This is a genomic window from Streptomyces sp. NPDC001544, assembly GCF_042894285.1.
In the GTDB taxonomy this organism is placed as follows: domain Bacteria; phylum Actinomycetota; class Actinomycetes; order Streptomycetales; family Streptomycetaceae; genus Streptomyces.
The window spans coordinates 16650-41052 of sequence record NZ_JBIAVN010000031.1 but is presented as its reverse complement, the minus strand read 5'-3'; the positions used below and the strand labels follow the sequence as shown (position 1 = coordinate 41052).

The window sequence follows — 24403 nt, the reverse complement described above, 5'->3', positions numbered from 1 at the left end:
GCCGGTGGGGGCCCCTCCCGCTCGAGCGAAGTCGAGAGTGGGGGAGTGCGTGCCAGACCCCGCGACCCCGGCGTGATCCACAAGACACCCCCTAGTTCATCGGCGCGCCGATGGCGGTCGATCCCGTGGTGAGGAAGGTCGTCGCGGGCAGTGAGCCGTCCTGCTTCCGGGCGCCGTACGCCGTGGTCGCGTCGGTCGACTTGAAGGCGGGGGTGCTGACGCCGCTGTCCCAGTTGTTGGCGGCGGAGACCGTGGCAGGCCCCAGCTTGTCCGGGCCGCCCTTGTTGCTCACGGCGAGGTTGCGGGCGAGATGGGCCTTGCCGGTGGCGAAGTAGAAGCCGGCCTCGGTGTTGGCGTACGCGGTGTTGCGGTTCAGCACGATCGCACCGGTGTTGGAGTTCTCGGTGAAGCCGTTGAGGGTGTTGTCCCAGGCCGCGTTGTCGTTGACGACGTGTGCGACCGCGACTCCCCCGCCGCCCAGCTTGAAGCCGTTGCCGTTGCCCTCGAAGGCGGAGTCGTTCCAGCGGTTCTTGCCGTTGCCGAAGGCCCAGGAGTGGTCGACGGTGACCGGTGAGGAGAACTGCCAGAGGTCGAGGCCGTCGTCCGCATTGTTGTACAGGCGGGCGCCGGTGACCTTGTTGCCCGTGCCGGAGCCGAACTTGATGGCGATGCCGTCGGCGTTCTGGCCGTGCCCGGCGGCGTCGTAGTTCCCGTAGCTGTCCAGGTTCTGCACGAGGTTGTTCACGGTGTTGTCGCCGCGCAGGGTGAAGCCCGAGTCGCCGTTGTCCGCGGTGACCAGGTTCTTGAAGACACCGCCGGTGGAGGAGGTGACGACGAAGCCCTGCGCCGGGGAGTTCCGGAAGGTGAGGTTCTGGACGGTCCAGTAGCTGCCGTAGATTCCGGCCAGCCAGGAGCCGGCGGGCAGCTTGGAGCCGTCGATCTTCACCTTCTCGCTGCCGTAGGCCTGGAGGGTGATCCGGTTGGAACCGGTGCCGCTCGCCGTGGACTTCAGGGTGGCCGTCGGGTAGTACGTGCCCCCGCGCACCTGGATGACGGTACCGGCCGCCGCGTTCTTCACGGCCGACTCCAGCTGCGCGGTGCTGGACACGGTGACCGTGGTGGTGGCGGCCTGGGCGCCGCCGTTCGACAGACCGAGGCAGACGCCGCCGGCCCCCGCGGCGACGGCCACCGTCGCCGCGATCGAGAGGGTGCGCGTCCTGCGGTGGCGTCCGGTGCTCTGGCGCACTGGGATGTTCCTTTCCTAGGGGGAAGCTACGGACACCAGTCGCCGCGGGGGCCGGAGGAGGTTGCCGGGGGCGAGCGAAAGCGAGCGAAAGTTTCGGCGGTTCTCATCTCCCTCTCATAGATTGACGCGCCGATCCCCACTGGCAACACTCCGAGGGCGCAACAACCAACAGAAACCCCCACGCTCAGACAGGATTGCCCATGCGTCTCAGAGCCGCACTCCTCACCTGTCTCGCCCTCCTCCTCACCCTGTTCGCCGCCCCACCCGGCACCGCGCACTCAGGAGCCCCGCCCGTGAAACACCCCAAGTACGCCGGCTATCTCTTCGCCTACTTCACCGGCGAGGGCACCGCCGACGGCGAGCAGATCCGCTACGCCCTCAGCCGGGGCAACGACCCGCTGCACTGGCGGGAGCTGAACGCGGGCAAGCCGGTCCTGACCTCCACCATCGGCGAGAAGGGCCTGCGCGACCCGTTCGTCATCCGCTCCCCGAAGGGCGACAAGTTCTACCTGATCGCGACCGACCTCAGGATGTACAACAACAGCAGTGGCAGCTGGGACTACGTCCAGCGGCACGGCAGCAAGTCGATCATGATCTGGGAGTCCACCGACCTGGTGCACTGGACCGACCAGCGCCTGGTGAAGGTCGCGCCCGACACCGCGGGCAACACCTGGGCGCCGGAGGCCTACTGGGACGACTCGCTCGGTGAGTACGTCGTCTTCTGGGCGTCGAAGCTGTACGCCGACGACGACCCCGACCACACCGGATCGACGTACAACAAGATGATGTACGCGACCACGAAGGACTTCCGGACCTTCAGCGCGCCGAAGGTCTGGGACGACCCCGGCTACTCCGTCATCGACTCCACTGTGGTCAAGTACAAGGACTCCTACTACCGCTACACCAAGGACGAGCGGGACCCCTCCTCCAGCTCGCCCTGCTCGAAGTTCATCACCGGGGAGAAGTCGACCAGTCTGACGAGCACCAAGTACGACTTCGTCTCCGACTGCATCGGCAGCGGGTCCATCGAGCGCGGTGAGGGCCCCACGGTGTTCAAGTCGAACACCGAGAAGAAGTGGTACCTGTTCATCGACGAGTACGGACTGCGCGGCTACGTGCCCTTCGAGACCACCGACCTCGACTCGGGCAAGTGGACGATGTCCAAGGACTACCAGCTCCCGGCGAGTCCCCGGCACGGCACGGTGATGCCGGTGACGCAGGCGGAGTACGACCGGCTGCTGGCCGCCTACCCGAGCACGTCCACCTCCGTGGTGGACGCCACGGCGAAGGACCAGAAGGGGTACGCGATCGTCACCGAGGCGGCGTCGAAGGTCGTGCTCCCGATGGAGCCGGACGCCGATCTGTCCCGGCTGGCACCTGAGTTGTGGGTGGGTGAGGGCGCCACCATCAGCCCGAAGTCCGGCAAGCACCGCGACTTTCGCACACCGCAGAAGTACACGGTGACGGCGGCGGACGGCACGACCCGCACCTGGACGGTGGAGGCGGTCCGCACCCGCAGCCCGATCCTGCCCGGCCTGAACGCCGACCCGGACGTCCACTACCTCGACGGCCAGTACTGGATCTACCCGACGACCGACGGCTTCCAGGGCTGGAGCGGCACCAGCTTCACGGCGTACTCCTCGAAGGACCTGGTCCACTGGACGGACCACGGCGTGATCCTGGACCTCGGCCCCGACGTCTCCTGGGCCGACAAGAACGCCTGGGCGCCCGCGATCGCCGAGCGGAACGGCAAGTACTACTTCTACTTCTGCGCGGAGCAGCAGATAGGCGTGGCGGTCGCCGACTCCCCCGCCGGCCCGTTCAAGGACGCGCTCGGCAAACCGCTGGTGGCCAAGGGGAAGCTGGCGGGCCAGATGATCGACCCGGCGGTCTTCACGGACGACGACGGGCAGTCGTACCTCTACTGGGGCAACGGGCACGGGTATGTGGTGCCGCTGAACGACGACATGACGTCGTACGACCCCGCGAAGGTGAAGGACATCACCACGGACAACTTCCGTGAGGGATCCTTCGTGATCAAGCGGAACGGCACCTACTACTTCATGTGGTCCGAGGACGACACCCGCAGCGAGAACTACCACGTGGCCTACGCGACGGGACCGTCCCCGCTCGGCCCGTGGACCAAGCGGGGGACGATCCTGTCGAAGCGTCCCGAGTACGGCATCCTCGCCACCGGCCACCACTCCGTGGTGAACGTGCCCGGCACCGACGACTGGTACATCGTCTACCACCGGTTCGCACTGAACGGCCCCGGCAAGGCGGGCGGTGACGGTATGCACCGTGAGACGACGGTCGACCGTATGCGGTTCGCCGCCGACGGCACGATCGAACCGGTCGTCCCGACCCTGGAGTCGATCAGACCGGTCAAGACCGGTGCGGACCGCTAGCTGACGAAGTACGTCGGGTTCGGGATCTTGTACGTGCGGTCGGCGTGGCCTCCGTCGAGGTCCGAGTACTGGTCGCCGAAGTTGGCGATGATCTCGTACCCGAGGTCGTCCTCGATGTGCTTGCGTGTACCGGACTTGTACTGGACCGTGGTGCAGTTCCAGGTGCCCGGGGTCGCGCAGGCGCTCAGGTAGGCCGGCGGGTTCGCCTTGTCCTTGAGGAACATGTGGTCGGCGTCGAGGTTCACATCGGCGCCGACCTTCTTCAGGTTCTCCACGGCGGCGGAGCGCTGCGCCTCGCTCAGACCCGAGTTGTAGAAGACCTCGACGCCCTGGGACTCGGCGTACCGGACCAGCTCGGGGCTGCCGAAGACGGCCGGGCGGTCGGCCTTGTTCACGTAGTCGGCCCATGTGGTGCCGTTGTACGTGTAGTTGTAGCGCTTCTCGTAGTCGAGGCTGAGCAGCAGCGTGTCGTCGATGTCGAAGACGACCGCGGGCTTCTCGTGCCGGTGGTGCGCCTTGCGCGCCGCCTTGTCGATGTACTTCCTCGCCGCCGCGTCGAGGTGCGCCAGGTCCTTGGCGTACGGGCTGTCCGGCGACGCCTGGTACACGCCGCCCGCATCCGCCGTGGTGCCGTAGTAGGTGTCGATGTCCTTCACCAGGAGCCCGATGTTGTAGGGCTCGTGGGTGGAGTTCGCCGTGGACTGACCGGCGGTGGCCACGCCGGCGCCGTAGAGGGCACCACCGGCGAGGGCGCAGGCGGCGGTGACCGCCGCGATCCGCAGTGATTTATGCATGACAGGTTTCTACGCGCGTCACCCCTCCGGGCGCGACACCCGTTGCCCGATCGATACCTTCTCGGTCGGTTCAACGGGTCCGCGCACTCTCACAGGTGGAAGCCGGGGCCGCGATCCGGCACGGGGCTCAGGGACGCCAGTCGCCGAGGTAGGTCCCCCGGGTCGCCGACCGGGCCTGCTCGGCGGTGAGTTGGGGGCGGTTGTCCGGGAGGATGATCTCCGCGCCCGGGCCGGTGTCGCGGTACTCGGCGAAGCGCTGGCTCTGCCAGGGATGCGCGGCCGACATGTCGGTGTACGGTGCCACCGCGTCGATGCCGGGACCGAGCCAGGTCTCGCGCACGGTCAGCATCGGGCGGGCGGTGGGGTCGGAACCCGGGACCCAGGGACGGGCCAGCTTGTAGCAGGCGTCCGGGGCCTCGCTGCTGACGCGGCTGCGGGTGACCAGGTAGCCGCGGGGGTTGGCCACCGCCGTGGAGGGCGCGAAGACGAAACCGTAGGGGGCGGCGGTGAGGTCGGCGCGGTTCAGGGTGCGGAAGTGGCAGCGGTCGAAGACGGCGGTCGCCCGGCCGAAGACGAAGTCGACGTCGCCCTCGATGTAGCAGTGGGCGTAGTACTGCCGGGCGCAGGCGGTGAGCGCCATGGAGTCGGCGTACAGGGTGTCCTGATGGCCGAGGAACCGGCAGTGGGTGAACGCGCTGCGGTCGCCCTGCACCTTGATGGCGACCGCCTGGGTGCCGGTGATGTCGGGGTGGTCGGCGCGCAGCCAGTCGTTGGCGAAGGTGATCCAGCGGGCGGTGAAGCCGTCGGCCTGGACGGTGGTGGTGGCCGAGCCGGTGGTGCCGTACGTGCCGGAGCCGTCCGGCTTCGGCGTCCCGTTGGCGTGGTCGTAGACGATCACGACGTCGCGGGGGTCCTCCGAGGCGCCGATCCAGGTCGCCTCGGTGCGGGTGGTGTCGAGGGCGACGGTCTCCCGGTAGGTGCCCGGGGCGAGGACCAGGGACCGGCCGGTGCCGGTCGCGGCGGTCACGGCGGCCTGGACGCCTGTGAAGTCGCCGCGGCCGTACGGGTCGACGTACAGGGTGTTCGGCGTCAGACGGCGGGCCGGTGACCCGTACCGGCCGAAGGGGCGCCTGCCGCCGGTGGCGTGAGCGTGTGCGGGGGCGGCGGTCGCGAGGCCGAGCGCGGCGGCGGTACCAGCGCTCGCGGTGAGGAAGCCCCTTCTGGACAGGGGCGGTCGGTGATGGGGCGAGGGCATGCGGATGCTCCTTCGCGGTGCGGCTCAGGGGGACGGGCCGGGGCGAGGGCCCCGGCCCGTGGTGTGCGGGTGCGTCAGCGCAGTCGGCCGGCGCCGGCGCAGTGGTCGACGATGCCGGGCACCCGGTTCGCCGGGTCGACCTTCGTCCGCAGGGTCGGTGTCCAGCCCGCGCCGGGCTGCAGGACCTCGCCCGGGACCTCGGCGTTGTGCACGGCGATCAGGTCGGTCAGGGTGCCGTTGACATAGTTGTCGTCGGCGGTGACCGGTGCCTCCTTCCACTTCTTCAGCACGTGTCCCGCGTCGGCCCCGGCGGGCAGCGTGAACGCGTTGTGCTCGGCGACCAGTTGGGACTCCATGCCGATGCCGTAGCTGTATCCGTAGCCGTCACCGGCGACGAAGTGGTTGTCGTACGAGTCCACCTGGCCGAAGCGGACGCGGGGTGCGCGCTCCACCAGGTTCGAGAACAGGTTGTGGTGGAAGGTGACCTTGAGGTGGCCGCGGTCGACGGCGGCCGTAGCGGCGCCGTCGCTGTTGCCGATCAGGATCGTCTTGTCGTGGTCGGCGAAGACGTTCCAGGAGGCGGTGACGTAGTCGGCGCCCTTGACGATGTCGAGTTCACCGTCGTGCTGCTCGTAGATCCGACCGTAGTAGTGCGGCAGGGTGCTGTCCGGGTGGTCGCCGTCGGTGAAGGTGTCGTGGTCCATCCACACATGGGTGGACCCGTAGATCACGGCGCTGTCGTACTCCGAGTTCCAGTTGCCGTCGGCCGTGTCGGTCGGGTCCCACTGCGGGAAGCAGTCGAGGGGGCTCTCGAAGAGCAGGTTGCGGACGATGACGTTGTCCACGCCCTTCATCTGCAGGCTCGCGCCCTTGAAGCCGGCGTTCCCGCCGACGCCGATGATGGTGGTGTTGGCCGGGATCTCCGCCTTGACGTAGGCGTCCTGGCGGGCGGCGGAGGCGCGGCGCAGGCCCTCGGGGCTGTCGTCGGGCTCGGCGTCCAGGTTCCTGTCGCGGCCCCACACGGCCGGGTCGTACGTCTTCAGGTAGGCGTCGAAGTCGTATCCCGGCACCGCGAACGACGCACAGCTCGGGCCGTCGGCGTCGATCCTGCCCTGCACCTTGATGATCTTGGGTGCGGTGCCGCCGTCGGCGAGGGCGGCCTTGAAGGCGTCCCAGGTGGTGACGGTGTAGACGTGCGCGCGGTCGGCGGCGGCGCCGCCCGTGGTGCCGGTGCCGGAGGCGGCCCAGCCGTCGTTCGGCGCGAGGGTCTGGTGGGCGGGGTCCAGGTGCCGGGGCTGGGCGGCGGCGGAGGCGGTGCCGGCGCCGGTGACGGCGAGCGCGAGGGCCGTGCAGCCGACAAGGGTCGTTATGACAGGTCCATGACATTTCGGTGTGCGCACTGTGCGGGTCTCCTCAGCTTGCGGGTGGCCAGGTGATCCAGGATGTCGGGATGTCCTCGTGCAGCCGGACGACGTCGCGCGGGGCCAGCACCCGGGTGCGCAGCAGTTCCTGCGCCACGAGCCGGGCCACGGCGATGGCCCCCGGCGGGTTGAAGTGCGTGTTGTCCTGCTCGGTGTCCGTCCAGTTGAAGTACGTCTTGGTCGCCTCGACTCCGAGCGACTGCCACAGCGCGAGCGACAGCGCCTCGATGTCGAGCAGCGCCACGCGCTCCTCCTGGGCGAGCGCGCGCATCGCCGCCGGATAGTCGCCGTGGGTCGGCACCGCGTTGCCGTCGGCGTCGAACTTCCTCCGCTCGACGGGGGTGGCGAGGACGGGCCGGGCGCCCTTGGCTCGCGCCCCGTCGACGTAGCGCCGCAGACAGTCCTGGTACGTGCTCCAGGGCTCGGTGTAGCGGGTGGGATCGGCGGACTTCTCGTCGTTGTGCGCGAACTGGATGATCAGCAGATCGCGCGGCCGGATCTCGGCGAGGATCGCGTCGAGCCGGCCCTCTTCCACGAAGCTCTTCGAACTCCGCCCGTTCACGGCGTGGTTGGCGACCCGTATCTCCTTCCGGAGGAAGAAGGGGATCGCCGTCCCCCACCCCGTCTCGGGGGCGGCGTCGGCGTACTTCTGGGCGGCGGTGGAGTCACCGGCGATGTAGAGGGTGCGATGCCCCTTCGGGGGGCGAACCGCAAGGGGTATCGCTGCGATGGCAGCGGAAGTGACCTGTCTGCGCGTGAGTGACACGAGGCTGTGCCTTTCCACACCGGGTTGGACAGATAGGGGCGCGGGGCCGTATCGATATACGGCTCCGCCGCGTGGGCGCGACCGGCCAAGACGAACCGGCAGTCCCCCACAACCGAAACCACCCCGACTCAGTGGTGGCTCTTCCAGTCGGCCTGCGCCTTGTTCAGCTGGTCGGCCAACGTGTCCAGGAACTCCTTCGCGCTCATCTTCCCGAGCAGCAACTTCTGGAAGTTCGGCTCGTTGTCCGCCTTGGAGATCGTGTTCCAGTCGGGCAGGTAGTAAGGCAACTGCACGATCTTCGTGTCGCCCCCGTTCAGCGCCTCGGCCGCCAGCTTCGTCGGCTCGGCCTGCTGGATCCACGCGTCCTTGGCCGCGTCGGTGTTCGCCGGGACCTGTCCGGCCGACTCGTTGAACTTGGAGTTCTCCGCGGCGGAGACGGCGAACTCGATGAACTTCCAGGCGGCCGCCTTGTTCTTGCTCGACTTGAACAGGCTCAGCCCGTCCACCGGGTTGGACACCTGCACCCGGGTGCCGTCGTCCAGCGTGGGGTTGGGAATGCCGCGGAACTTGTCCTTGCCCAGTGCCTTGAGATGGTCCTGGTAGGAGCCCAGGTTGTGGCTCAGCATGCCGATCGTGCCGCTGTCCCACTGGGCGACCATCTTCGTGAAGTCGTTGTTCACGTCGGCGGACGGGGTGTCCTTCTTGTAGAGCGCGACGTACTTCTCGAGGGCGGCCACGTTCTTGGGGTCGTTGACGGTGGTCTTGTCACCGTTCCAGAACGACGTGATCCCGGTCTGGCCGTAGACCGCGTCGAGGGCCGGTGCGATGGCGCCCTCACCGCCGCGAATGGTGAAGCCGAACTGGTTCTTGCCCTTGTTCGTGAGCTTGTCGGCGGCCGCGTAGAACTTCGACCAGGTGGTCGGCGCGTCCAGGCCGGCCTTCTTGAACATGTCGGTCCGGTACCACAGCGTGCCGTTGTTGGCGGAGGTCGGCACCTGGTACAGCGTGTCCCCGCCGCCCGCCGATTTACTGACGTCGATCAGGTTCTGGCTGAGCTTTCCGTTCAGCGAGCTCTTCTGCAACCTGCTGTCCAGCGGCTCCAACGCACCCTGCGCGCCGACCTCGGCGAGCATCGCGGTGCCCACGCCGCCGACGTCCGGCAGGCCGCCGCCCTGGATGGCGGTGTCGTACTTGGACTGGGCGCCGGCCGCCGGGATGCCGACGTACTTGACCTTGATGTCCGGGTACTTCTGCTCGAAGTCGGCGATGACCTGCTTCCAGATGTCGGTACGGACACCGCCGTTGTTGTCCCAGAAGGTGATCGTGCCCTTGCCGGAACCCTCGTCGCCCTTGCCGCCCGTGCCGCCGCTGCCGTCGCCGCAGGCGGTGGCGGTCAGCGCGAGCACGGAGCCCAGGGCGACGGCCGTGGCGGCGCGCCTGCTTCTGTGGATGCTGCTCTTCATCGGTCGGCTCTTCTCTGCTTCCGGATTCGACGGTGAGGTGAGATCACGAACGGTTGGCAAGCGCTTGCTACGGAGGTGCGTCATTGCGGCTCCCGACAGGCGTACGGATGGGTTACAAGGGGTCGACCCGGAACCGGGTGAAGGCCGCCGCCCCCGCGTGCCCCGGCCCCTCGGGTGCGACGGCGAACAGGCCGAGCAGAGCACCGACCCAGCGCCAGGGCGTGGCGGTGAAGACGGGACCGGAGGGGCGGAAGCCGTCCCCGGTGTCGGCGGCGAAGCGGCAGCGTGCGCCCGGACCGATCTCCACTCGCAGCCGGGCCTGTCCCTCGGGCGCGGACCGCGGGTGCTCGGCGTCCCGCTCCGACACCGCCGCGGCCTCGGCGAACCGGTGCACGAGCCGGACCGTCCCGTCCGCCGCCCGCTCCAGCCCGATCCACGCGAAGGCATCGCCGAGCACCGCCAGTCCGGCCCGTGCCCCCGGCACGGAGCCGTCCAACCGCAGCCCGACCTCGACCGCGCACGGTGTGCCGGGCAGCCGCTGGGTGAGTACGTTCGGCAGTTCGCGCAGGTCGCGGTGGCCGGCCGAGCGTACGCAGGTCAGCCGGAGCCCGTCGGCGGAGTGCTGGGTGGCCCAGCCGCCCTGGGGGTTGGCGGTCCACTGCCACTGGCGGCCGTACCGTCCGCCGGGGAAGTCGTCGCCGGTGGCGGGCGCGGCGGGCGGCTGCGGCGGCAGGTCGGGCCTGCGGTGTACGGCGACGGGTGCGCCCTCGTCCCCGATCACCGGCCAGCCGGCCTCGGTCCAGCGCATCGGCTGCAGATGGACGACCCTGCCGCACGCGCCCCGCTGCTGGAAGTGCAGGAACCAGTCCTCGCCGGCCGGAGTGCGCACCCAGCCGCCCTGGTGCGGCCCGTTGACGTCGGTGTCCTTCTGCTCCAGGACGATCCGCTCCTCGTACGGTCCGAAGAAGCCGCGCGAGCGGAAGGCGCCCTGCCAGCCGGTCTCCACCCCGCCGGCCGGCGCGAGGATCCAGAACCAGCCGTCGTGCCGGTAGAGCTTGGGGCCCTCCAGGGTGAACCAGCCGGGGATGCGGTCACCGTCGACGATCACCTTGCCCTCGTCGAGCAGGGTGGTGCCGTCGGGGTGCATACGGTGGCCGGTGAGGCGGTTGTTGACGCCGGCGCGGGACCTGGCCCAGGCGTGCACGAGGTAGGCCTCGCCGCTCTCGTCGTCCCACAGGGGGCACGGGTCGATCAGCCCCTTGCCCTCCTTCACGAGGTGCGGGGCCGTCCAGGGGCCCCGGATCTCAGGCGCGTTGACCTGGAAGACGCCCTGGTCGGGGTCGCCCCAGAAGATCCAGAAACGGCCGTCGTGATGTCTGATCGACGGTGCCCAGACCCCGCGGTCGTGCCGCGGCGCCGCGAACTCGTCCTCCGGCTCCAGGCGTTCGAGGGCGTGGCCGACGAGGGTCCAGTGGACCAGGTCGCGCGAGTGCAGCAGTGGCAGACCGGGGGCGCGGCCGAAGCTGGAGGCGGTGAGGTAGAAGTCGTCGCCGACGCGGACGACGTCCGGGTCCGACCAGTCGGCGTTCAGGACCGGGTTGCGGTACGTCCCGTGGGTCACTGGCTCACCGCCCTGCGCACCAGCGCCGCCGCGTCCTGCCGGTCGAGGCGGCCGTCGGCGACGACCGTGACGATCCGCCGTACGACGGTCTCGCCGGGCGGGAGGGGCAGCCGCTCCTCCGACGCCAGCGAGGAGCCCACCCCCGGGTACTCGGTGCTGCGGACGAACCAGGGGTCGCGCCGGGTGTCCTCGGTGGCCCCGGCGAAGACCAGCGTCCAGCCTCCCCCACTCTCGACTTCGCTCGAGCGGGGGGACCCCCATCCCGCGAGGGCGAGCCAGCCGGCGCGGCCGCCGTGCACCGCCGACTCGCCCTCCCGGTCGGCGGTGAAGACCTCCGGGGCGGCGGCCTCCTTGCGGGCCCGCCAGAAGAAACCGCCGTAGGCGGCGCCGGGGCGCCCGTTGGTGGCCGGGCTGCCGATGGACAGCGGGCCGGAGGTGACGTTGGTGAGGGAGAAGGTGAAGTCGAGCGCCCAGGCGGAGTCGGTGAGTTCGGTGGCCGCGACGATACGGCGTTCACGCAATAACTCGGTTCCCGCGGCGATCCAGCGCAGTTCCTCGACGAAGCCGTCGGGGTCGCGGAGCTGGAAGGACACGTGGCGCTGGCTGCCGTGGTCGTCCAGCTCCGTCGGGCCCCGGCCGCGGACGAAGGTGCGCCCGCCCCAGAAGTTGTGCCCCTCGACGTCGGGAACGGCGACACCGACGCCGAGGTGGTGGGTGTGGTCGGCGGGGCGGAATTCGGTGACCGCCGTGCCGGCCAGCGTGGTGACGGGGTGCAGACAGGGGCGCGGGGAGAGCCGGGCCGGCAGCTCGGGACGGGTGAGGTAGCGGCCGACCGGGCGGCCCGCGACCCGCAGGACCGGGTTGTCGTTGGTCGTCATCAGGTGCTCACCTCTTTCGGTGGGGCCCAGGGGGCACCCAGCTCGGAGTAGAGGGCGAGGGTGTCGGCGGCGGCCGCGACCAGGGAGTCGATGCCGGGTACGATCCGGCGGTTCTCGTCCGGGAGCAGCCGCCAGGCGCCGGCGGGCAGGGCGGCCGGGTCGTCGGCCAGCCGGATCGCCTCGACGACCTTCATGAAGGCGCCGGTCGACTCGGGCTCGACCAGCAGGTCCGCGCCGGTGGTGAGGTGGTCGACGAGGTTCTCCAGCAGGTCGGTGCGCTCGTACTCGGTCTCCTCGGGCCCGTGGCCCGCGCGCTGGAGCAGCACGCGGTCCTGCTTGTACCAGTAGGTGATCCGGCCGGCGGAGCCGTGCACGAGGACGTACGGGTCCCCCGGCCGCTCGGCGCACAGGGTCGCGGCGACGGTGACCGGGCCGAGCGCGGTGGTCACCCGGACGCAGGAGGTGTCGTCGGACTCGATGTCGTTGGCGCGCAGCAGTTCGGTCTCGATGCCGGTGACGTCCTCGGCGCGGGTCGTGCCGAGGACGGCGAGGCTGGTGGCGACGGCGTGGGCGAGCGGGTTGGTGAGGACCCCGTCGATCACGTCGTGGCCGTTCAGCCGGCGCTTGCCGGCCCAGGGCGCCCGCCGGTAGTAGGCCTCGTCGCGTGCCCAGGCCCCGGCGCCGCCGACCCCCCTGACCTCGCCGATCGCGCCCTCGGCGATCATCCGGCGGATCGCGGGCACGGCGTGCGAGCCCAGCGACTGGAACCCGATCTGACAGCCGACCGAGGCCTTCGCGACCCCGTCGGCCATGCGCCGGAACTCGGCGTAGGACGGCGCGGGCGGCTTCTCCAGCAGGACGTGCACACCCCGGTCGGCGGCGGTCAGCGCCAGGTCGGTGTGGGTCGGGATAGGGGTGCATATCACGGCGATCCGGGCTCCGGTGGCGTCGAGGAGCGCCCCGAGGTCGGCGGACTGCTCCGGTGTGCCGAGGCCCTCCGGGATCTCCTCGTCCGCCAGCGGGGTCAGTTCGCAGATCCCCGCCAGCCGGACGGCTCCCATCGCCTGGAGCCGGTGGATGTTGCCGAGGTGCCAGCGGCCGTGGCCGCGCGCGCCGGCCAGAACGATCGGTACGGTTGTGCTCATGGACGCATCCTCCCTGTGTCCGTACCGAGAGTGACCTGCCGGGGGCTCATCCCTTCACCGCTCCCGCGCTGAAGCCGGTGATCAGCCACTTCTGGATGAAGGCGAACACGATCACCACCGGTACGGCCGCGACGATGCCGCCCGCCGCCAGTGCGCCCAGGTCGACGCTGTCCGCGCTCATCAGGGTGTTGAGCCCGACCGGGATGGTCTGCTTGCTCTGGTCGGACAGGAACATCAGGGCGAACAGGAAGTGGTTCCAGGCGTGCACGAACGCGAAGGAGCCGACGGCGATCAGCCCTGGACGCAGCAGCGGCAGGACGACGATGCGGAACGCGGTGAAGCGGTTGCAGCCGTCCACCCAGGCGGCCTCCTCCAGGGAGTACGGCACGTTCCGGATGAAGCCGCTGATGAGGATCATCGACAGGGGCAGCTGGAAGACGGTCTCGGCGAGGATGACACTGCCGAGCGAGTTGATCATCTGGAGCTTGGCGAAGATCTGGAACAGCGGCACCAGCAGCAGCGCCCCGGGGACGAACTGGGAGCACAGCAGCGCCAGCATGAACGCGCGTTTGATCCTGAAGTCGAAGCGGGCGAGGGCGTAGCCGCCGGCCAGCGCGACGACCGTGGTCAGGAACAGGGTGGCGACGCCGACCAGCACGCTGTTCTGGAAGTAGGTGCCGAAGCTCCGCTCCGTCCACACCTTCTGGAAGTGGTCGAAGGTGACCGGCCAGGGCACCAGCGAGGTCGAGCCGGCCGGGCGCAGGGCGAAGAGCAGGATCCAGTAGAAGGGGATCAGGGTGAAGAGCAGGTAGACCGACAGCGGGACGTAGATCTGCCAGCGGGGGACCTCGTCCCATGCGCGGCGCTTCCCGCTCGACCGGGCCGGCCGGGGTGCCGCACGCTCGGGTGCGGGCGCGATCTCGGTGATCACTTCTGGTCACCTCCGAACTTGCTCAGCCGCAGATAGACGATCGAGCAGAAGAGCAGGATCACGAACGCGACCGTGGTCAGGGCGGACGCGTAGCCGAAGTTGTGGGCGTCGACGCTGGTGTTGGCGATGTAGAGCGGGAGTGTCGTGGTCTCGCCCGCGGGGCCGCCACCGGTCAGGGTGTAGAGCAGGTCGACGTTGTTGAACTCCCACACCGCGCGCAGCAGTGTGGACAGGACGATGGCGTCCTTCAGATGGGGCAGCGTGATGTGCCGGAACTGCTGCGGGCGGCTCGCGCCGTCGACCTCGGCGGCCTCGTACAGGTCCTTGGAGACGGACTGGAGGTCGGCGAGGATGAGGATGGCGAAGAACGGGACGCCGCGCCACAGGTCGGCGACGACCGCCGCCGGGAAGACGGTCGAGGTGTCCGACAGCCAGCTGGTGCCGTAGGAGCCGATCCCCACGTCGGCGAGGTAACGGGTGATGCCGGTCTGGGAGTTGTAGAGCAGTACCCAGATCGCGGAGGTCAGCACGCCGGAGACGGCCCACGGGGAGAAGACCAGGGCGCGGCCCAGCGCCCGTCCGGCGAAGGTCTGGTTGACGATCAGGGCGAGGGCGAGACCGCAGAGCAGCTGGAGTCCGACCTCGACGACGACCCACTTCGCACTGAAGGTGAGCGTGTCCCAGAACTGGGGGTCGTGCGCGAAGGCCTGGGTGAAGTTGTCGAAGCCCGCGAATCCGTTCCGCCACGGCTTGGTGGGGTTGTAGTTCTGCAGGCTGTAGTAGAAGACGCTGATGACCGGGTAGGCGATGAAGCCCAGCATGAGCAGGGCCGCCGGGGCGATCAGCAGGTACGGGAGCCTGCGCGGCGTCGCGGAGGCACGGCGCCGCCGGGGTGGCGCGGGCGGTTTCGCCACGGCTGCGGCTTGGGCCATGACTGTTCTCCGTTCTGGTGCGTCGTGCGGTCTCGTGCGGGCCTCTTGCGGGGGAAGCGCTTTCTCAGTGGGCAGGGGCCGGGGCGTCGGCCTCGACGGGTGGGTCAGCCCGCGTACGGGTCCGCGACCTTGCCCGGGCGGGCGAGGAACTCGAAGTCGCAGCCGGTGTCGGCCTGGGTGATCTGGTCGTTGTAGAGCGCGCCGTAACCGCGCTCGTAGCGGGTGGGCGGCGGCGTCCACCGCGCCCTGCGGCGCCGGAGTTCCTCGTCGTCCACGTCGAGCCGCAGGGTGCGCGCCTCGACGTCCAGGGTGATCAGGTCCCCGGTGCGGACCAGCGCGAGCGGTCCGCCGATGTAGGACTCGGGCGCCACGTGCAGCACGCAGGCGCCGTAACTCGTCCCGCTCATCCGGGCGTCGGAGATCCGCACCATGTCGCGCACGCCCTGCTTGAGCAGGTGGTCGGGGATGGGCAGCATCCCGTACTCGGGCATGCCCGGGCCGCCCTTGGGGCCGGCGTTGCGCAGCACGAGCACGCTGTCGGCGGTGATGCCGAGTGCGGGGTCGTTGATGGTGCGCTGCATGGTCCGGTAGTCGTCGAAGACGACCGCGGGACCGGTGTGCTTGAGCAGGTGCGGCTCGGCGGCGATGTGCTTGATGACCGCACCGTCCGGGCAGAGGTTGCCGCGCAGCACCGCGACACCGCCCTCGTCGGCGACCGGGTTGTCCCGGGGGCGGATGACGTCGTCGTCGTGCACCCGGGCGCCGGCGAGCTGCTCGCGCAGCGTGTCGTGGGAGACGGTCGGCCGGTCGAGGTGGAGCAGGTCGGTGATGCGGGAGAGGAAACCGGGCAGGCCGCCGGCGAAGTGGAAGTCCTCCATGAGGTACGTCCGTCCGCCGGGGCGGACGTTGGCCAGGACCGGGACGGTGCGGGCGATGCGGTCGAAGTCGTCGAGGGTGAGGCGGATCCCGGCGCGTCCGGCCATGGCGATCAGGTGGATCACGGCGTTGGTCGAGCCGCCGAGGCCGAGGACGGTGGTCACCGCGTCCTCGAAGGCCTCACGGGTCAGGATGTCGGACAGTTTGCGGTCCTTGTGGACCAGTTCGACGATCCTCAGGCCGGACGCGGCGGCCATCCGGTCGTGCCCGGAGTCCACGGCGGGGATGCTGGACGCGCCCGGCACGGTCACGCCGAGTGCTTCCGCGGCGGCGGTCAGCGTGGACGCGGTGCCCATGGTCATGCAGTGGCCGGGCGAGCGGGCGAGGCCGCTCTCCAGCTCGGCCATCTCGCAGTCGCCGATGAGGCCGGCGCGCTTGTCGTCCCAGTACTTCCACATGTCGGTGCCGGAGCCGAGGACCTCACTGCGCCAGTGCCCGGGGAGCATGGGCCCGGCGGGCACGAAGACGGTGGGCAGGTCGACGCTCGCGGCGCCCATGAGGAGGGCGGGCGTGGACTTGTCGCAGCCGCCCATCAGGACGGCGCCGTCGACCGGGTAGGACCGCAGCAGCTCCTCGGTCTCCATCGAGAGCATGTTGCGGTAGAGCATGGGGGTCGGCTTCTGGAAGGTCTCGCTGAGGGTGGAGACCGGGAACTCGAGGGGGAAGCCGCCCGCCTGCCACACGCCCCGTTTGACGGCCTGCGCGCGATCCCTTAAATGCACATGACAAGGATTGATGTCGGACCAGGTGTTGAGGATCGCGATGACGGGCTTGCCCAGGTGCTCCTCGGGGAGGTAGCCGAGCTGCCGGGTGCGGGCCCGGTGGCTGAAGGAGCGCAGCCCGTCGGTGCCGTACCACTGGTGGCTGCGGAGCTCTTCCGGTTGCTTCATGTCCGGCTTCTTCATGTCCGGCTGCTTCATATGGCCCACCCCGCGGCGATGGCGGCGACCTCGGCGCGTTCGTCCTCGGGCAGCGGCCTGCTCGGCGGGCGGACGTCCCGGCGGCACAGTCCGAGGGAGGCCAGGGCCTCCTTGACGACGGTGACGTTGTCGGCGGAGCCGTTCGCGGCGCGCAGTTCCTCGAAGCGGCGGATCTGCTCCCAGACCTTCATGGCGGCCGGGTAGTCACCGGATCGAAGCGCTTCGATCATGTTCAGCGAAACGGCCGGGGCGACGTTCACCAGCCCCGAGGTGAAGCCGGTGGCGCCCGCGGAGAAGTACGACGGGGCGTACGGCTCGGCCAGTCCCGCCACCCACACGAAGCGGTCCAGCCCCGCGTCCCGGGCGAAGGCGGCGAACCGCGCCGCGTCCGGCACCGCGTACTTCACGCCGATCACGTTCGGGCAGGCGTCGGCGAGCTCGGCCAGGCGGGCACCGGTGAGCTGGGCGTTGCGGATGTAGGGGACCACGCCCAGTTCGGGGACGGCCTCGGCGATGGCGCGGTGGTAGTCGACCCAGCCGGACTGGGAGACGTAGGGGTGCACGGGCTGGTGCACCATCACCATCCGCGCGCCGTGCTCACCCGCGTGCCGGGCGGAGGCGACGGCGGTCGGCAGGTCGTGGCCGACACCCACCAGGACGACGGCGCGTTCTGCGGCCTCCTCCAGGGTCAGCTCCGTGACGAGACGGCGCTCCTCGGGGCTGAGGGCGTAGAACTCGCCGGTGTTGCCATTGGGCGTGAGCGTGGTGATGCCGCCGTCGAGCAGGCGACGCAGCAGGGCCCGGTGGGTGTCCCGGTCGACGCCGCCGTCCGCGGCGAACGGGGTCACCGGGATCGCCACCACGTCGGCCAGAGCGGCCCGCTGGGTCTCGAACGTCGCGCTCATTCCTGACCTTCCTCTGCGTGGGCGTGGGGGAACGCGCGCCGCACGAACGACGCGATGTGCGCGTGCAGGGCGGCCGCCGCGCCGTCCGCGTCGCCGGCCAGGGCGAGCCGCAGGATCTCCCGGTGCTCGTCGGCCTCCCGCTCCCAGGAGGGGTCGGCGGCCCAGGCGACGGCCGAGACCAGGGCGGCCTGGTCGCGGACCTCGTCGAGCATCCGGCCGAGCAGCGGATTGCCGCACGGCAGGTACAGCGCGCGGTGGAACTCCCGGTTGGCCAGGGAGCGTTCGGCGGTGTCGGTGGCCGCGTCGGCCCGGTGCAGGGCGTCGCGGGCGTCGTCGAGGGACGCACCCCGGCGCACGGCACGCCTGAGGGCCTCGGGTTCGAGCAGCAACCGTACGTCGTAGACCTCGCTCGCCATGTCCGCGTCCACCATGCGTACCGTGACGCCCTTGTACTGGCTCATCACCACCAGCCCGGTCCCGGCCAGCGTCTTGAGCGCCTCGCGCACCGGGGTCTTGGACACCCCGAACTGCGCGGCGAGCTCGGTCTCGACCAGGGCCTGACCAGGCGTCAACCGCCCGGTGAGGATGCGGTGTTTGATCCCTTCCAGCACGTACTGCGTGCGGGACGGGATCGGCGTGGGCACAGAGGTCATGCGCGCCTCTCGGTGTCGCGTATCCGGTGTCGTGTATCGCGTCTCATATATGACGTACGAAGTACGACGCGACGAAGGTAGGAGCGCGCGTGTCTTTCGTCAATGCTTCCGGCAGCGGAGGTTGAGGTTGTCGAGGCTGGAGGGTCAGACGGTTCGCGTCTCGCCCTCGCGGGCGGTGTCGGTGGGCCGCCCGGCGGCCACGGCGGCGCGGGCGGTCGCCGTCTCGCGGGAGAGCGTCGGCCCGACATGAGTGACCAGCAACTCCTGCACACCCGCCGCCCGGGCGACGCGTCCCGCGTCCTCCGGGGTCAGATGGACCTGTTCGCCATCGCGATGCTCGTCGATGTCCGCCTCGCACAGGAACAGGTCTGCGCGGACGGCGAGTTCGGTGAGCGCGTCCCAGGGGCCGCTGTCACCCGAGTACGCCAGGACGCTTCCCTGGCTCTCGGCGCGCAGCCCGTACGCCTCGGTGTCGTGGACGACGGCGCGGGCGGTGAGGCGGAGGTTCCAGTGCCGGACGGTGTGCTCGTCGTACAGGGGGCGGAAGTCCAGGACGTGGCTGAGCCACTTCACGTCCGACCGGCCGAGGAAGCCCGCGAGACGGCGGGCGCAGTCCTGCGGCGCGTACACCGGGATCGGCGCGGGCGGGGTCAGTCCGCCGAAGGCGAAGGCGTAGGCTGCGGCCAGCAGGTCGGCGCTGTGGTCGGCGTGCAGGTGGGAGATCCAGATCGCCGTGAGCCGTGCCGGATCCGTGTGCCGCTGCAACTCCGCGAAGGTCCCGGTGCCCGCGTCCACCCACACCTCGGCGCCCCCGCCGCGCAGCAGGTACCCGGAGCAGGGGCGGCCGGGGCCGGGGTGCGGGGAGGCGGTGCCGAGGACCGTGAGGCTGAGGGGCATGGTGGGGAGGGTACGGTCGCACGACCCCGGCCCGCCCGCCGTTTGCGCCGATCTACGGTCACCTCGTCCTGTTTGCGTCCAGCTACGGGCGCCATCCCGGGGCACGTCCGCTCAGCCCGACGGTCCGGTCCAGCAGCGGTGCGCCGTCCGGGGCGGGCACGACCGGGCCGAAGATGGCGGGACGGTCCGGGGCCTCGGCGGCGGCGCGCAGGAAGCCGTACGACGCCTCCAGCGCGGCCGGGTCGGGGACGTACTCCTGGCCGGTGGCGCGGGCCAGGTCCCAGCCGTGGACGACCAGCTCGTCGACGGCGACGGCTCCCGCGACCGCGCCGGGCAGGTCCACGCCGCCCGCGCGGGTCATGCCGGTCCAGGCGTCCGGGTCGCGCCAGGCCCCGGCGAGTTCGTCGAACACCTTGGGCAGCTCCTCGCGCCACCCGGGGCCGATGTCCGGTAGGGCCGTGTTCGGGCTGGTGTCGGTGGTGGCACCGAGGTCCTTGCGGGCGGCGTCCCGGAAGGCGGCGGCGAGGCCCACCAGGTGCCCCAGCAGATGACGCACCGCGTAGTCCGGACAGGGCGTGGCGGCCGAGAGCTGCTCGTCGGTCACCCTTTCGGCGAGCCGCGCCACGACCAGGGTCTGCGGGCCGAGGTCGAGGATCGTGTCGGTCATGGCTTGCTCCTTCGGGGCTGCGGTACCGGTACGGAGGGTGGACCGGGCGGGGCGGCGAAACTCATCGGTGGCCCGGGGAGTTCCTGTGGCCCGGGGAGTTCTTAGGGCACCTGCCCGATGCTCGCGGGCAGGCCTTAGACCCACGATGACCAGGTATGACCACCTCCTGGACAGTGACCCGCCTGCTCCGCGACCGCAACGCGGCCCTCTATCTCACCGGCGTCGTGGTGTCCGGTTTCGGCACCTCGGCGCTCTGGCTCGTGTCCGGCGTCTGGGTCAAGGACCTCACCGGATCCAACGGCCTCGCCGCCCTGTGCACCGCCGCCCTCTGGGCCCCCACCCTCGCCGGACCCGCCCTCGGCACCCTCGCCGACCGGTTCCGTCGCAAGCCCCTTCTGATCCGGGTCGACCTCGCTCTCGCCGGGCTCCTGCTCCCCCTCTGGACGGTCGACTCGCCCTCCTCCGTCCCTCTGCTGCTCACCGTCCTCGTCTGCTACGGCGCGGCGGGAGTCGTCGAGGACGCGGCCAACTCGGCCCTCGTCGCCACCGCCGTCGACCCCGCCCTGCTCGGCGATTTCAACGGGCTGCGGATGACCGCCCGCGAGGGGACGAAACTGGTCGCCCCGCTGACCGGCGCCGCTCTGTACACGGCGTACGGCGGGCCGAGTGTCGCGATGCTGGACGCCGGCACGTTCGTGCTGGCGGCGGGACTGTGCGCGCTGCTCCGGGTGCGCGAGGAGCGCCCGGGGCCGGCCGGCGACGGCTGGTGGCGGCAGACCGTCGAAGGCGCCCGGCTTCTGTGGGCCCGCACCACGCTCCGGCCGCTCGTCCTGGCCGGCGGGACGACCATGTTCCTCACCGCGCTCGGCAGCAGCCTGAACTACGCCGTCGTGGACGCCCTCGGCCACTCCCCCGCCTACACGGGCGTGATGTACGCCGTCCAGGGCGTCGGGTCGGTCGCGGTCGGGCTGGTCTCCGGGCCGGCGCTGCGCCGATTGGGTGAGCGCCGGTTCGCGGCGTGCGGCATCGCGCTGACGGCGGTCGCGGTGGCCGCGCGGGCGCTGCCGTACGACGCGGTGGTGCTGGCGTGCAGCGCGGCGGGCGGGCTGGGGCTGCCCTGTGTGCTGATCGCCGCCTACACCGCCGTGCAGCGGGAGATCCCGGCCGACGCCCTGGGGCGGGCGACCGCGACCGCCGACACCCTGATGTTCACGCCCAATGCGGTCGGCCTGGCCGTGGGTGCCGCCCTCGTCCAACTCGTCGACCACCGGCTGCTGCTGGTGCTTCTCGGCGGCGCGCTGGTCGCCACCGCCGTTTCACTGGCTCAGCGCAGTGCCTCCCGCACCGCCGCGAGGTCCCCGTCCGACGCCAGTCCGGCGTGATACAGCCGCAGTTCCGTCGCCCCCAGCTCCCGTGCCCGCGCCGCGTCCGCCGCGAGGGTGCCGGGGCTGCCGCCCATGCCGGAGACGACGGTGAAGTTGGCGGCGATCACCGCGCCCTCGCGGCGCTGCTCGGCGAACGGTACGAGCGGCTCCGGGCCGCCCGTGCAGGGAACGACCACGCCGTCCGCGACGGACAGGATGTGCGCGGGGTCCACGCCCGGGTTGGCGCCGCAGTGGTAGGGCACCGGGTCGGCGTGCAGCAGGACCTGGAAGCCGTCGGGGGCGGCGGCGCGGACGGCGGCGACCGCGTCCTCCTGGAGGCTGCGGGCGGTCCGGTCGCGCCACGCGCGCGTGGCGGCCGCCGTCTCCTCGCCGAGGAGCTTCTCCACCCCCGTCCAGGCCCCGTCGTCCGTGGCGCCCTGCCACAGGGGCTCCAGCGCGGCCCGTACGGAGGCCGCCAGCTCGTCGGCGTCCAGGCCTTGTGCGGCGTAGCCCTCGCGGCAGACCGGGCAGAAGCACAGCGCCATGAGGTACTGGCCGGCGTCCCCGAGGCCTACGCCGGCGGTCTTGTCGTGGGCGTGCAGGTGCTGCAGCCCGTACCAGCCGAGGGACTCCAGCTCCGTGCCCCGCGCTCCGGGCCGTACGGCGGCCTCGGCGGCCAGGTCGACCAGGTACGCGCGCGTGGCGGGCTGGGCGATGCAGGGCGCCCAGGGGTACCGGTCGCCGTAGGCGTTGACGACCGAGGTGCCGGGGTGTTCGGCGCCGAGGCGGGAGTTGTGGGCGAGGACCACCCAGGTGTGCACCTCGAGGCCGGCCGCCGCGAGGGCGTCGGCGGCCTCCCCGTAGGCGTCGCCGGGGGCCCAGTCGCCGGCCGGGTACGGGCTCGGGGTGCGGCCCGCCCAGTGGTCGCCCGGCGGGTAGAGCACGGCGGCGTGTTCGGCGGTGACGATGCGGTGGCGCGGGTGGCGGGGGGTCAGCGCGCGCGTGGAGTGGTAGGCGGCGGCGAGGGTCACCTGCCGGACGCCGAGCGCGGCGATCCGCGCGGGTGCCTCCGGGTCCCCGTTGACGTCCCAGGGGTAGACGAACGTCGACGTCTTCACACGTCCTCCTCGAGCAGTGCGTACCCGCGCTCGATCAGCCGAGCGAGCTGCTTGACATGATCCTCGGTCGGCTCGTGCAGCGGGGACCGCACCTCCCCCACGTCCAGCCCGCGCAGCCGTACGGCCGCCTTGACCAGGGCGACGGCGTAACCGCGGCCCTGGGCGCGCAGTTCGACGAACGGGCGGTAGAAGCCGTCCAGGAGGCGGTGGGCGGCGGCGTCGTCGCCCGCCTCCAGGGCACGGTGGAAGGCGAGGGCGATCTCGGGCGCGAAGCAGAACACGGCCGAGGAGTACAGGCCGATGCCGATGCCTCGGTAGGCGAGCTGGGTCTGCTCGGCGGTGGGCAGGCCGTTGAAGTACAGGAAGTCTCCGGGGGTCTCGGTGCGGACGGCGCTGACGATCCGCTGCATCAGGTCCAGGTCGCCGAGGCCGTCCTTGAAGCCGATGATCCCCTCGGTCCGCGCCAGCTCCGCCACGGTCGCGGGGGTGAACACCGCGTTGTCGCGCTGGTAGACGATCACGGGCAGTTCGGTGGCCGCGGCGATCTCCCGGTAGTGGCGCAGCAGCCCCTCCTGGCCGGGGACGACGAGATAGGGCGGCATGGCGAGCAGGCCGTCGGCCCCGGCCGCCCGGGCCAGTGCCGCGTACCGCACGGCGAGCGCGGTGCCGTATCCGGCGCCCGCGATGACCGGTACGCGCCCCTCGGCCGCCTCGACGGCCGCCCGTACGCAGGCCTCGAACTCCTCCGGCAGCAGGGCGTGGAACTCGCCGGTGCCGCAGCAGGCGAACACGGCGGCGGCGCCCGCCTCGACGCCCCGGCGCACGTGCGTGCGGTAGACGTCGAGGTCGACGGAGCCGTCCGGGCCGTACGCGGTGACGGGGAAGAACAGCGGCCCCCGGGGGTCACGGAGACGAGCGGCGAGAGGGGCTGGCGTCACGGGCTCTCCCTGTCGGTGCATACTTCTGATCGACGTCTATATTTCTGAACGCACCCACGCTAAGGGCCCCACTCGAGGCGGGTCAAGCACGCAAACGCGCAACAAAGGAGCGGATTTCCGCAGTCCACGGCACACTTGACCCGGCGCGCCGCCGCTCCCTAACGTGTCCATGCATGTGAATGCCGGACAGGAATCCGGACAGCGGATGCTCCGCCCGAGCCTAGGAGACCCAGGATGCCCGCACCCCGCACCGTTCTGCTCACCGGCGCCGCAGGCGGGCTCGGCACCCTGATGCGCGGCCTGCTCCCGCAGTACGGCTACGAGCTGCGCCTGTTCGACGTGCGCCCCATCGAGGACGCGCCCGAGTCCGTCGTCGCCGACCTCGCCGACAAGGAGGCGCTGCGCGAGGCGGTCCGGGGCGTCGACGCGGTCCTCCACCTCGCGGGCATCTCCCTGGAGGCACCGTTCGAGAAGATCCTCCGGGCGAACATCGAGGGCACCTACAACCTCTACGAGGCGGCCCGCCAGGAAGGTGTACGGCGCGTCGTCTTCGCCTCCTCCAACCACGCGGTGGGCTTCACCCCGGCACCCCGGGACGGCGCCCCGCTGATCCCGATCGACACACCGCGCCGCCCGGACACCTTCTACGGCCTGTCGAAGTCCTTCGGCGAGGACCTCGCGCAGTTCTACTGGGACAAGCACGGCCTGGAGACCGTCTCCGTGCGCATCGGCTCCTGCTTCGCGGAGCCGACCAACGTGCGCATGCTCTCGGTGTGGATGAGCCCGGCCGACGGCGCCCGCCTCTTCCACGCCGCGCTGACCGCCGAGGACGTCGGCCACACCGTCGTCTACGGCTCCTCCGCCAACACCCGCCTGTGGTGGGACCTGAGCACGGCGCGGGCGCTCGGCTACGAGCCGCAGGACGACTCCGAGCCGTTCGCCGAGAAGCTCATCGCCGAGCAGGGCGAACTCGACCCGGAGAATCCGGCCCACACCCACCTCGGCGGACCGTTCGTGAGCGACCCGCCGATCTGGCCGTACTGACCGGGAATCCACCCCGTGCGGCCGCGGGCGGGCACCGAACGGGCCCGCCCACCGCCCCATGCGGGCATCCGCGCCGCCCGATCCCACCCCTCCCCCGGCGC

Annotated in this window: 21 protein-coding genes; 3 read left to right on the top strand and 18 right to left on the bottom strand. The window is 70.9% G+C overall.

The window, feature by feature from the left end; genetic code table 11:
- Positions 1-91 precede the first annotated feature (91 nt).
- Positions 92-1246: a right-handed parallel beta-helix repeat-containing protein gene (locus ACFY0F_RS38655; RefSeq protein ID WP_388805763.1), complete on the bottom strand. Its 1155-nt coding sequence runs from the start codon at positions 1244-1246 to the stop codon at positions 92-94.
- 200 nt (positions 1247-1446) lie between these two features.
- Between ACFY0F_RS38655 and ACFY0F_RS38650 the strand changes: the two genes are divergently transcribed.
- Positions 1447-3654, top strand: a complete 2208-nt coding sequence (locus ACFY0F_RS38650; protein ID WP_388805760.1) for a family 43 glycosylhydrolase — start codon at positions 1447-1449, stop codon at positions 3652-3654.
- Here ACFY0F_RS38650 and ACFY0F_RS38645 read toward each other — a convergent pair.
- From ACFY0F_RS38645 to ACFY0F_RS38575, 15 genes are all read right to left on the bottom strand, one after another.
- Positions 3651-4448 (bottom strand): HAD family acid phosphatase, encoded by a 798-nt coding sequence (locus ACFY0F_RS38645; protein ID WP_388805757.1) that lies wholly within the window; start codon positions 4446-4448, stop codon positions 3651-3653. The genes ACFY0F_RS38650 and ACFY0F_RS38645 overlap by 4 nt on opposite strands.
- Positions 4449-4575: 127 nt before the next feature.
- Positions 4576-5703, bottom strand: a complete 1128-nt coding sequence (locus ACFY0F_RS38640) for a pectinesterase family protein (RefSeq protein WP_388805754.1) — start codon at positions 5701-5703, stop codon at positions 4576-4578.
- Between the two features lie 74 nt (positions 5704-5777).
- Entirely contained in the window at positions 5778-7103 is a 1326-nt protein-coding gene (locus ACFY0F_RS38635; RefSeq protein ID WP_388805751.1) for a polysaccharide lyase family 1 protein, read from the bottom strand.
- 13 nt (positions 7104-7116) lie between these two features.
- Positions 7117-7890 (bottom strand): rhamnogalacturonan acetylesterase, encoded by a 774-nt coding sequence (locus ACFY0F_RS38630; RefSeq protein WP_388805748.1) that lies wholly within the window; start codon positions 7888-7890, stop codon positions 7117-7119.
- Positions 7891-8018: 128 nt separating this feature from the next.
- Positions 8019-9353 carry an ABC transporter substrate-binding protein gene (locus ACFY0F_RS38625; protein ID WP_388805745.1) on the bottom strand — a complete coding sequence of 445 codons (1335 nt, stop codon included), beginning with the start codon at positions 9351-9353 and terminating at the stop codon, positions 8019-8021.
- A 112-nt stretch (positions 9354-9465) separates the two neighbouring features.
- Positions 9466-10974 carry a family 43 glycosylhydrolase gene (locus tag ACFY0F_RS38620; RefSeq protein WP_388805742.1) on the bottom strand — a complete coding sequence of 503 codons (1509 nt, stop codon included), beginning with the start codon at positions 10972-10974 and terminating at the stop codon, positions 9466-9468.
- The gene (locus ACFY0F_RS38615; protein ID WP_388805739.1) at positions 10971-11852 is read right to left on the bottom strand and encodes a PmoA family protein; all 882 of its coding nucleotides are present in this window, start codon (positions 11850-11852) and stop codon (positions 10971-10973) included. Before ACFY0F_RS38615 ends, ACFY0F_RS38620 begins: the two co-directional genes overlap by 4 nt.
- Entirely contained in the window at positions 11852-12997 is a 1146-nt protein-coding gene (locus tag ACFY0F_RS38610; RefSeq protein ID WP_388805736.1) for a Gfo/Idh/MocA family protein, read from the bottom strand. Before ACFY0F_RS38610 ends, ACFY0F_RS38615 begins: the two co-directional genes overlap by 1 nt.
- A 46-nt stretch (positions 12998-13043) precedes the next feature.
- On the bottom strand, positions 13044-13928 hold the full coding sequence (locus ACFY0F_RS38605; RefSeq protein WP_388805733.1) for a carbohydrate ABC transporter permease: 885 nt from the start codon (positions 13926-13928) through the stop codon (positions 13044-13046).
- Positions 13925-14860, bottom strand: a complete 936-nt coding sequence (locus ACFY0F_RS38600) for a carbohydrate ABC transporter permease (RefSeq protein WP_388805730.1) — start codon at positions 14858-14860, stop codon at positions 13925-13927. Before ACFY0F_RS38600 ends, ACFY0F_RS38605 begins: the two co-directional genes overlap by 4 nt.
- A 104-nt stretch (positions 14861-14964) precedes the next feature.
- Positions 14965-16686, bottom strand: a complete 1722-nt coding sequence (araD, locus tag ACFY0F_RS38595) for an L-arabinonate dehydratase (RefSeq protein WP_388805727.1) — start codon at positions 16684-16686, stop codon at positions 14965-14967.
- Positions 16687-16712: 26 nt separating this feature from the next.
- Entirely contained in the window at positions 16713-17621 is a 909-nt protein-coding gene (locus tag ACFY0F_RS38590; RefSeq protein ID WP_388805724.1) for a dihydrodipicolinate synthase family protein, read from the bottom strand.
- Positions 17618-18274, bottom strand: coding sequence for a GntR family transcriptional regulator (locus tag ACFY0F_RS38585; RefSeq protein WP_388805721.1), 657 nt, complete (start codon positions 18272-18274; stop codon positions 17618-17620). Before ACFY0F_RS38585 ends, ACFY0F_RS38590 begins: the two co-directional genes overlap by 4 nt.
- 144 nt (positions 18275-18418) lie before the next feature.
- On the bottom strand, positions 18419-19171 hold the full coding sequence (locus tag ACFY0F_RS38580; RefSeq protein WP_388805718.1) for an MBL fold metallo-hydrolase: 753 nt from the start codon (positions 19169-19171) through the stop codon (positions 18419-18421).
- Between the two features lie 82 nt (positions 19172-19253).
- Positions 19254-19838: a TIGR03086 family metal-binding protein gene (locus ACFY0F_RS38575; protein ID WP_388805715.1), complete on the bottom strand. Its 585-nt coding sequence runs from the start codon at positions 19836-19838 to the stop codon at positions 19254-19256.
- A 155-nt stretch (positions 19839-19993) separates the two neighbouring features.
- On the opposite strand from ACFY0F_RS38575, the gene ACFY0F_RS38570 reads away from it, so the two are divergent.
- The gene (locus tag ACFY0F_RS38570) at positions 19994-21220 is read left to right on the top strand and encodes an MFS transporter (RefSeq protein WP_388805712.1); all 1227 of its coding nucleotides are present in this window, start codon (positions 19994-19996) and stop codon (positions 21218-21220) included.
- Here the strand turns inward: ACFY0F_RS38570 and ACFY0F_RS38565 are convergent.
- Both ACFY0F_RS38565 and ACFY0F_RS38560 read right to left on the bottom strand, forming a co-directional pair.
- Positions 21163-22320, bottom strand: coding sequence for a hypothetical protein (locus ACFY0F_RS38565; RefSeq protein WP_388805709.1), 1158 nt, complete (start codon positions 22318-22320; stop codon positions 21163-21165). The two genes, ACFY0F_RS38570 and ACFY0F_RS38565, sit on opposite strands and share 58 nt — an antisense overlap.
- Positions 22317-23258 (bottom strand): 5-dehydro-4-deoxyglucarate dehydratase, encoded by a 942-nt coding sequence (locus tag ACFY0F_RS38560; RefSeq protein WP_388805705.1) that lies wholly within the window; start codon positions 23256-23258, stop codon positions 22317-22319. The genes ACFY0F_RS38565 and ACFY0F_RS38560 overlap by 4 nt, the downstream gene beginning before the upstream one ends.
- Before the next feature lie 234 nt (positions 23259-23492).
- On the opposite strand from ACFY0F_RS38560, the gene ACFY0F_RS38555 reads away from it, so the two are divergent.
- Positions 23493-24302 carry an NAD-dependent epimerase/dehydratase family protein gene (locus ACFY0F_RS38555; protein WP_388805702.1) on the top strand — a complete coding sequence of 270 codons (810 nt, stop codon included), beginning with the start codon at positions 23493-23495 and terminating at the stop codon, positions 24300-24302.
- Positions 24303-24403: the final 101 nt, after the last annotated feature.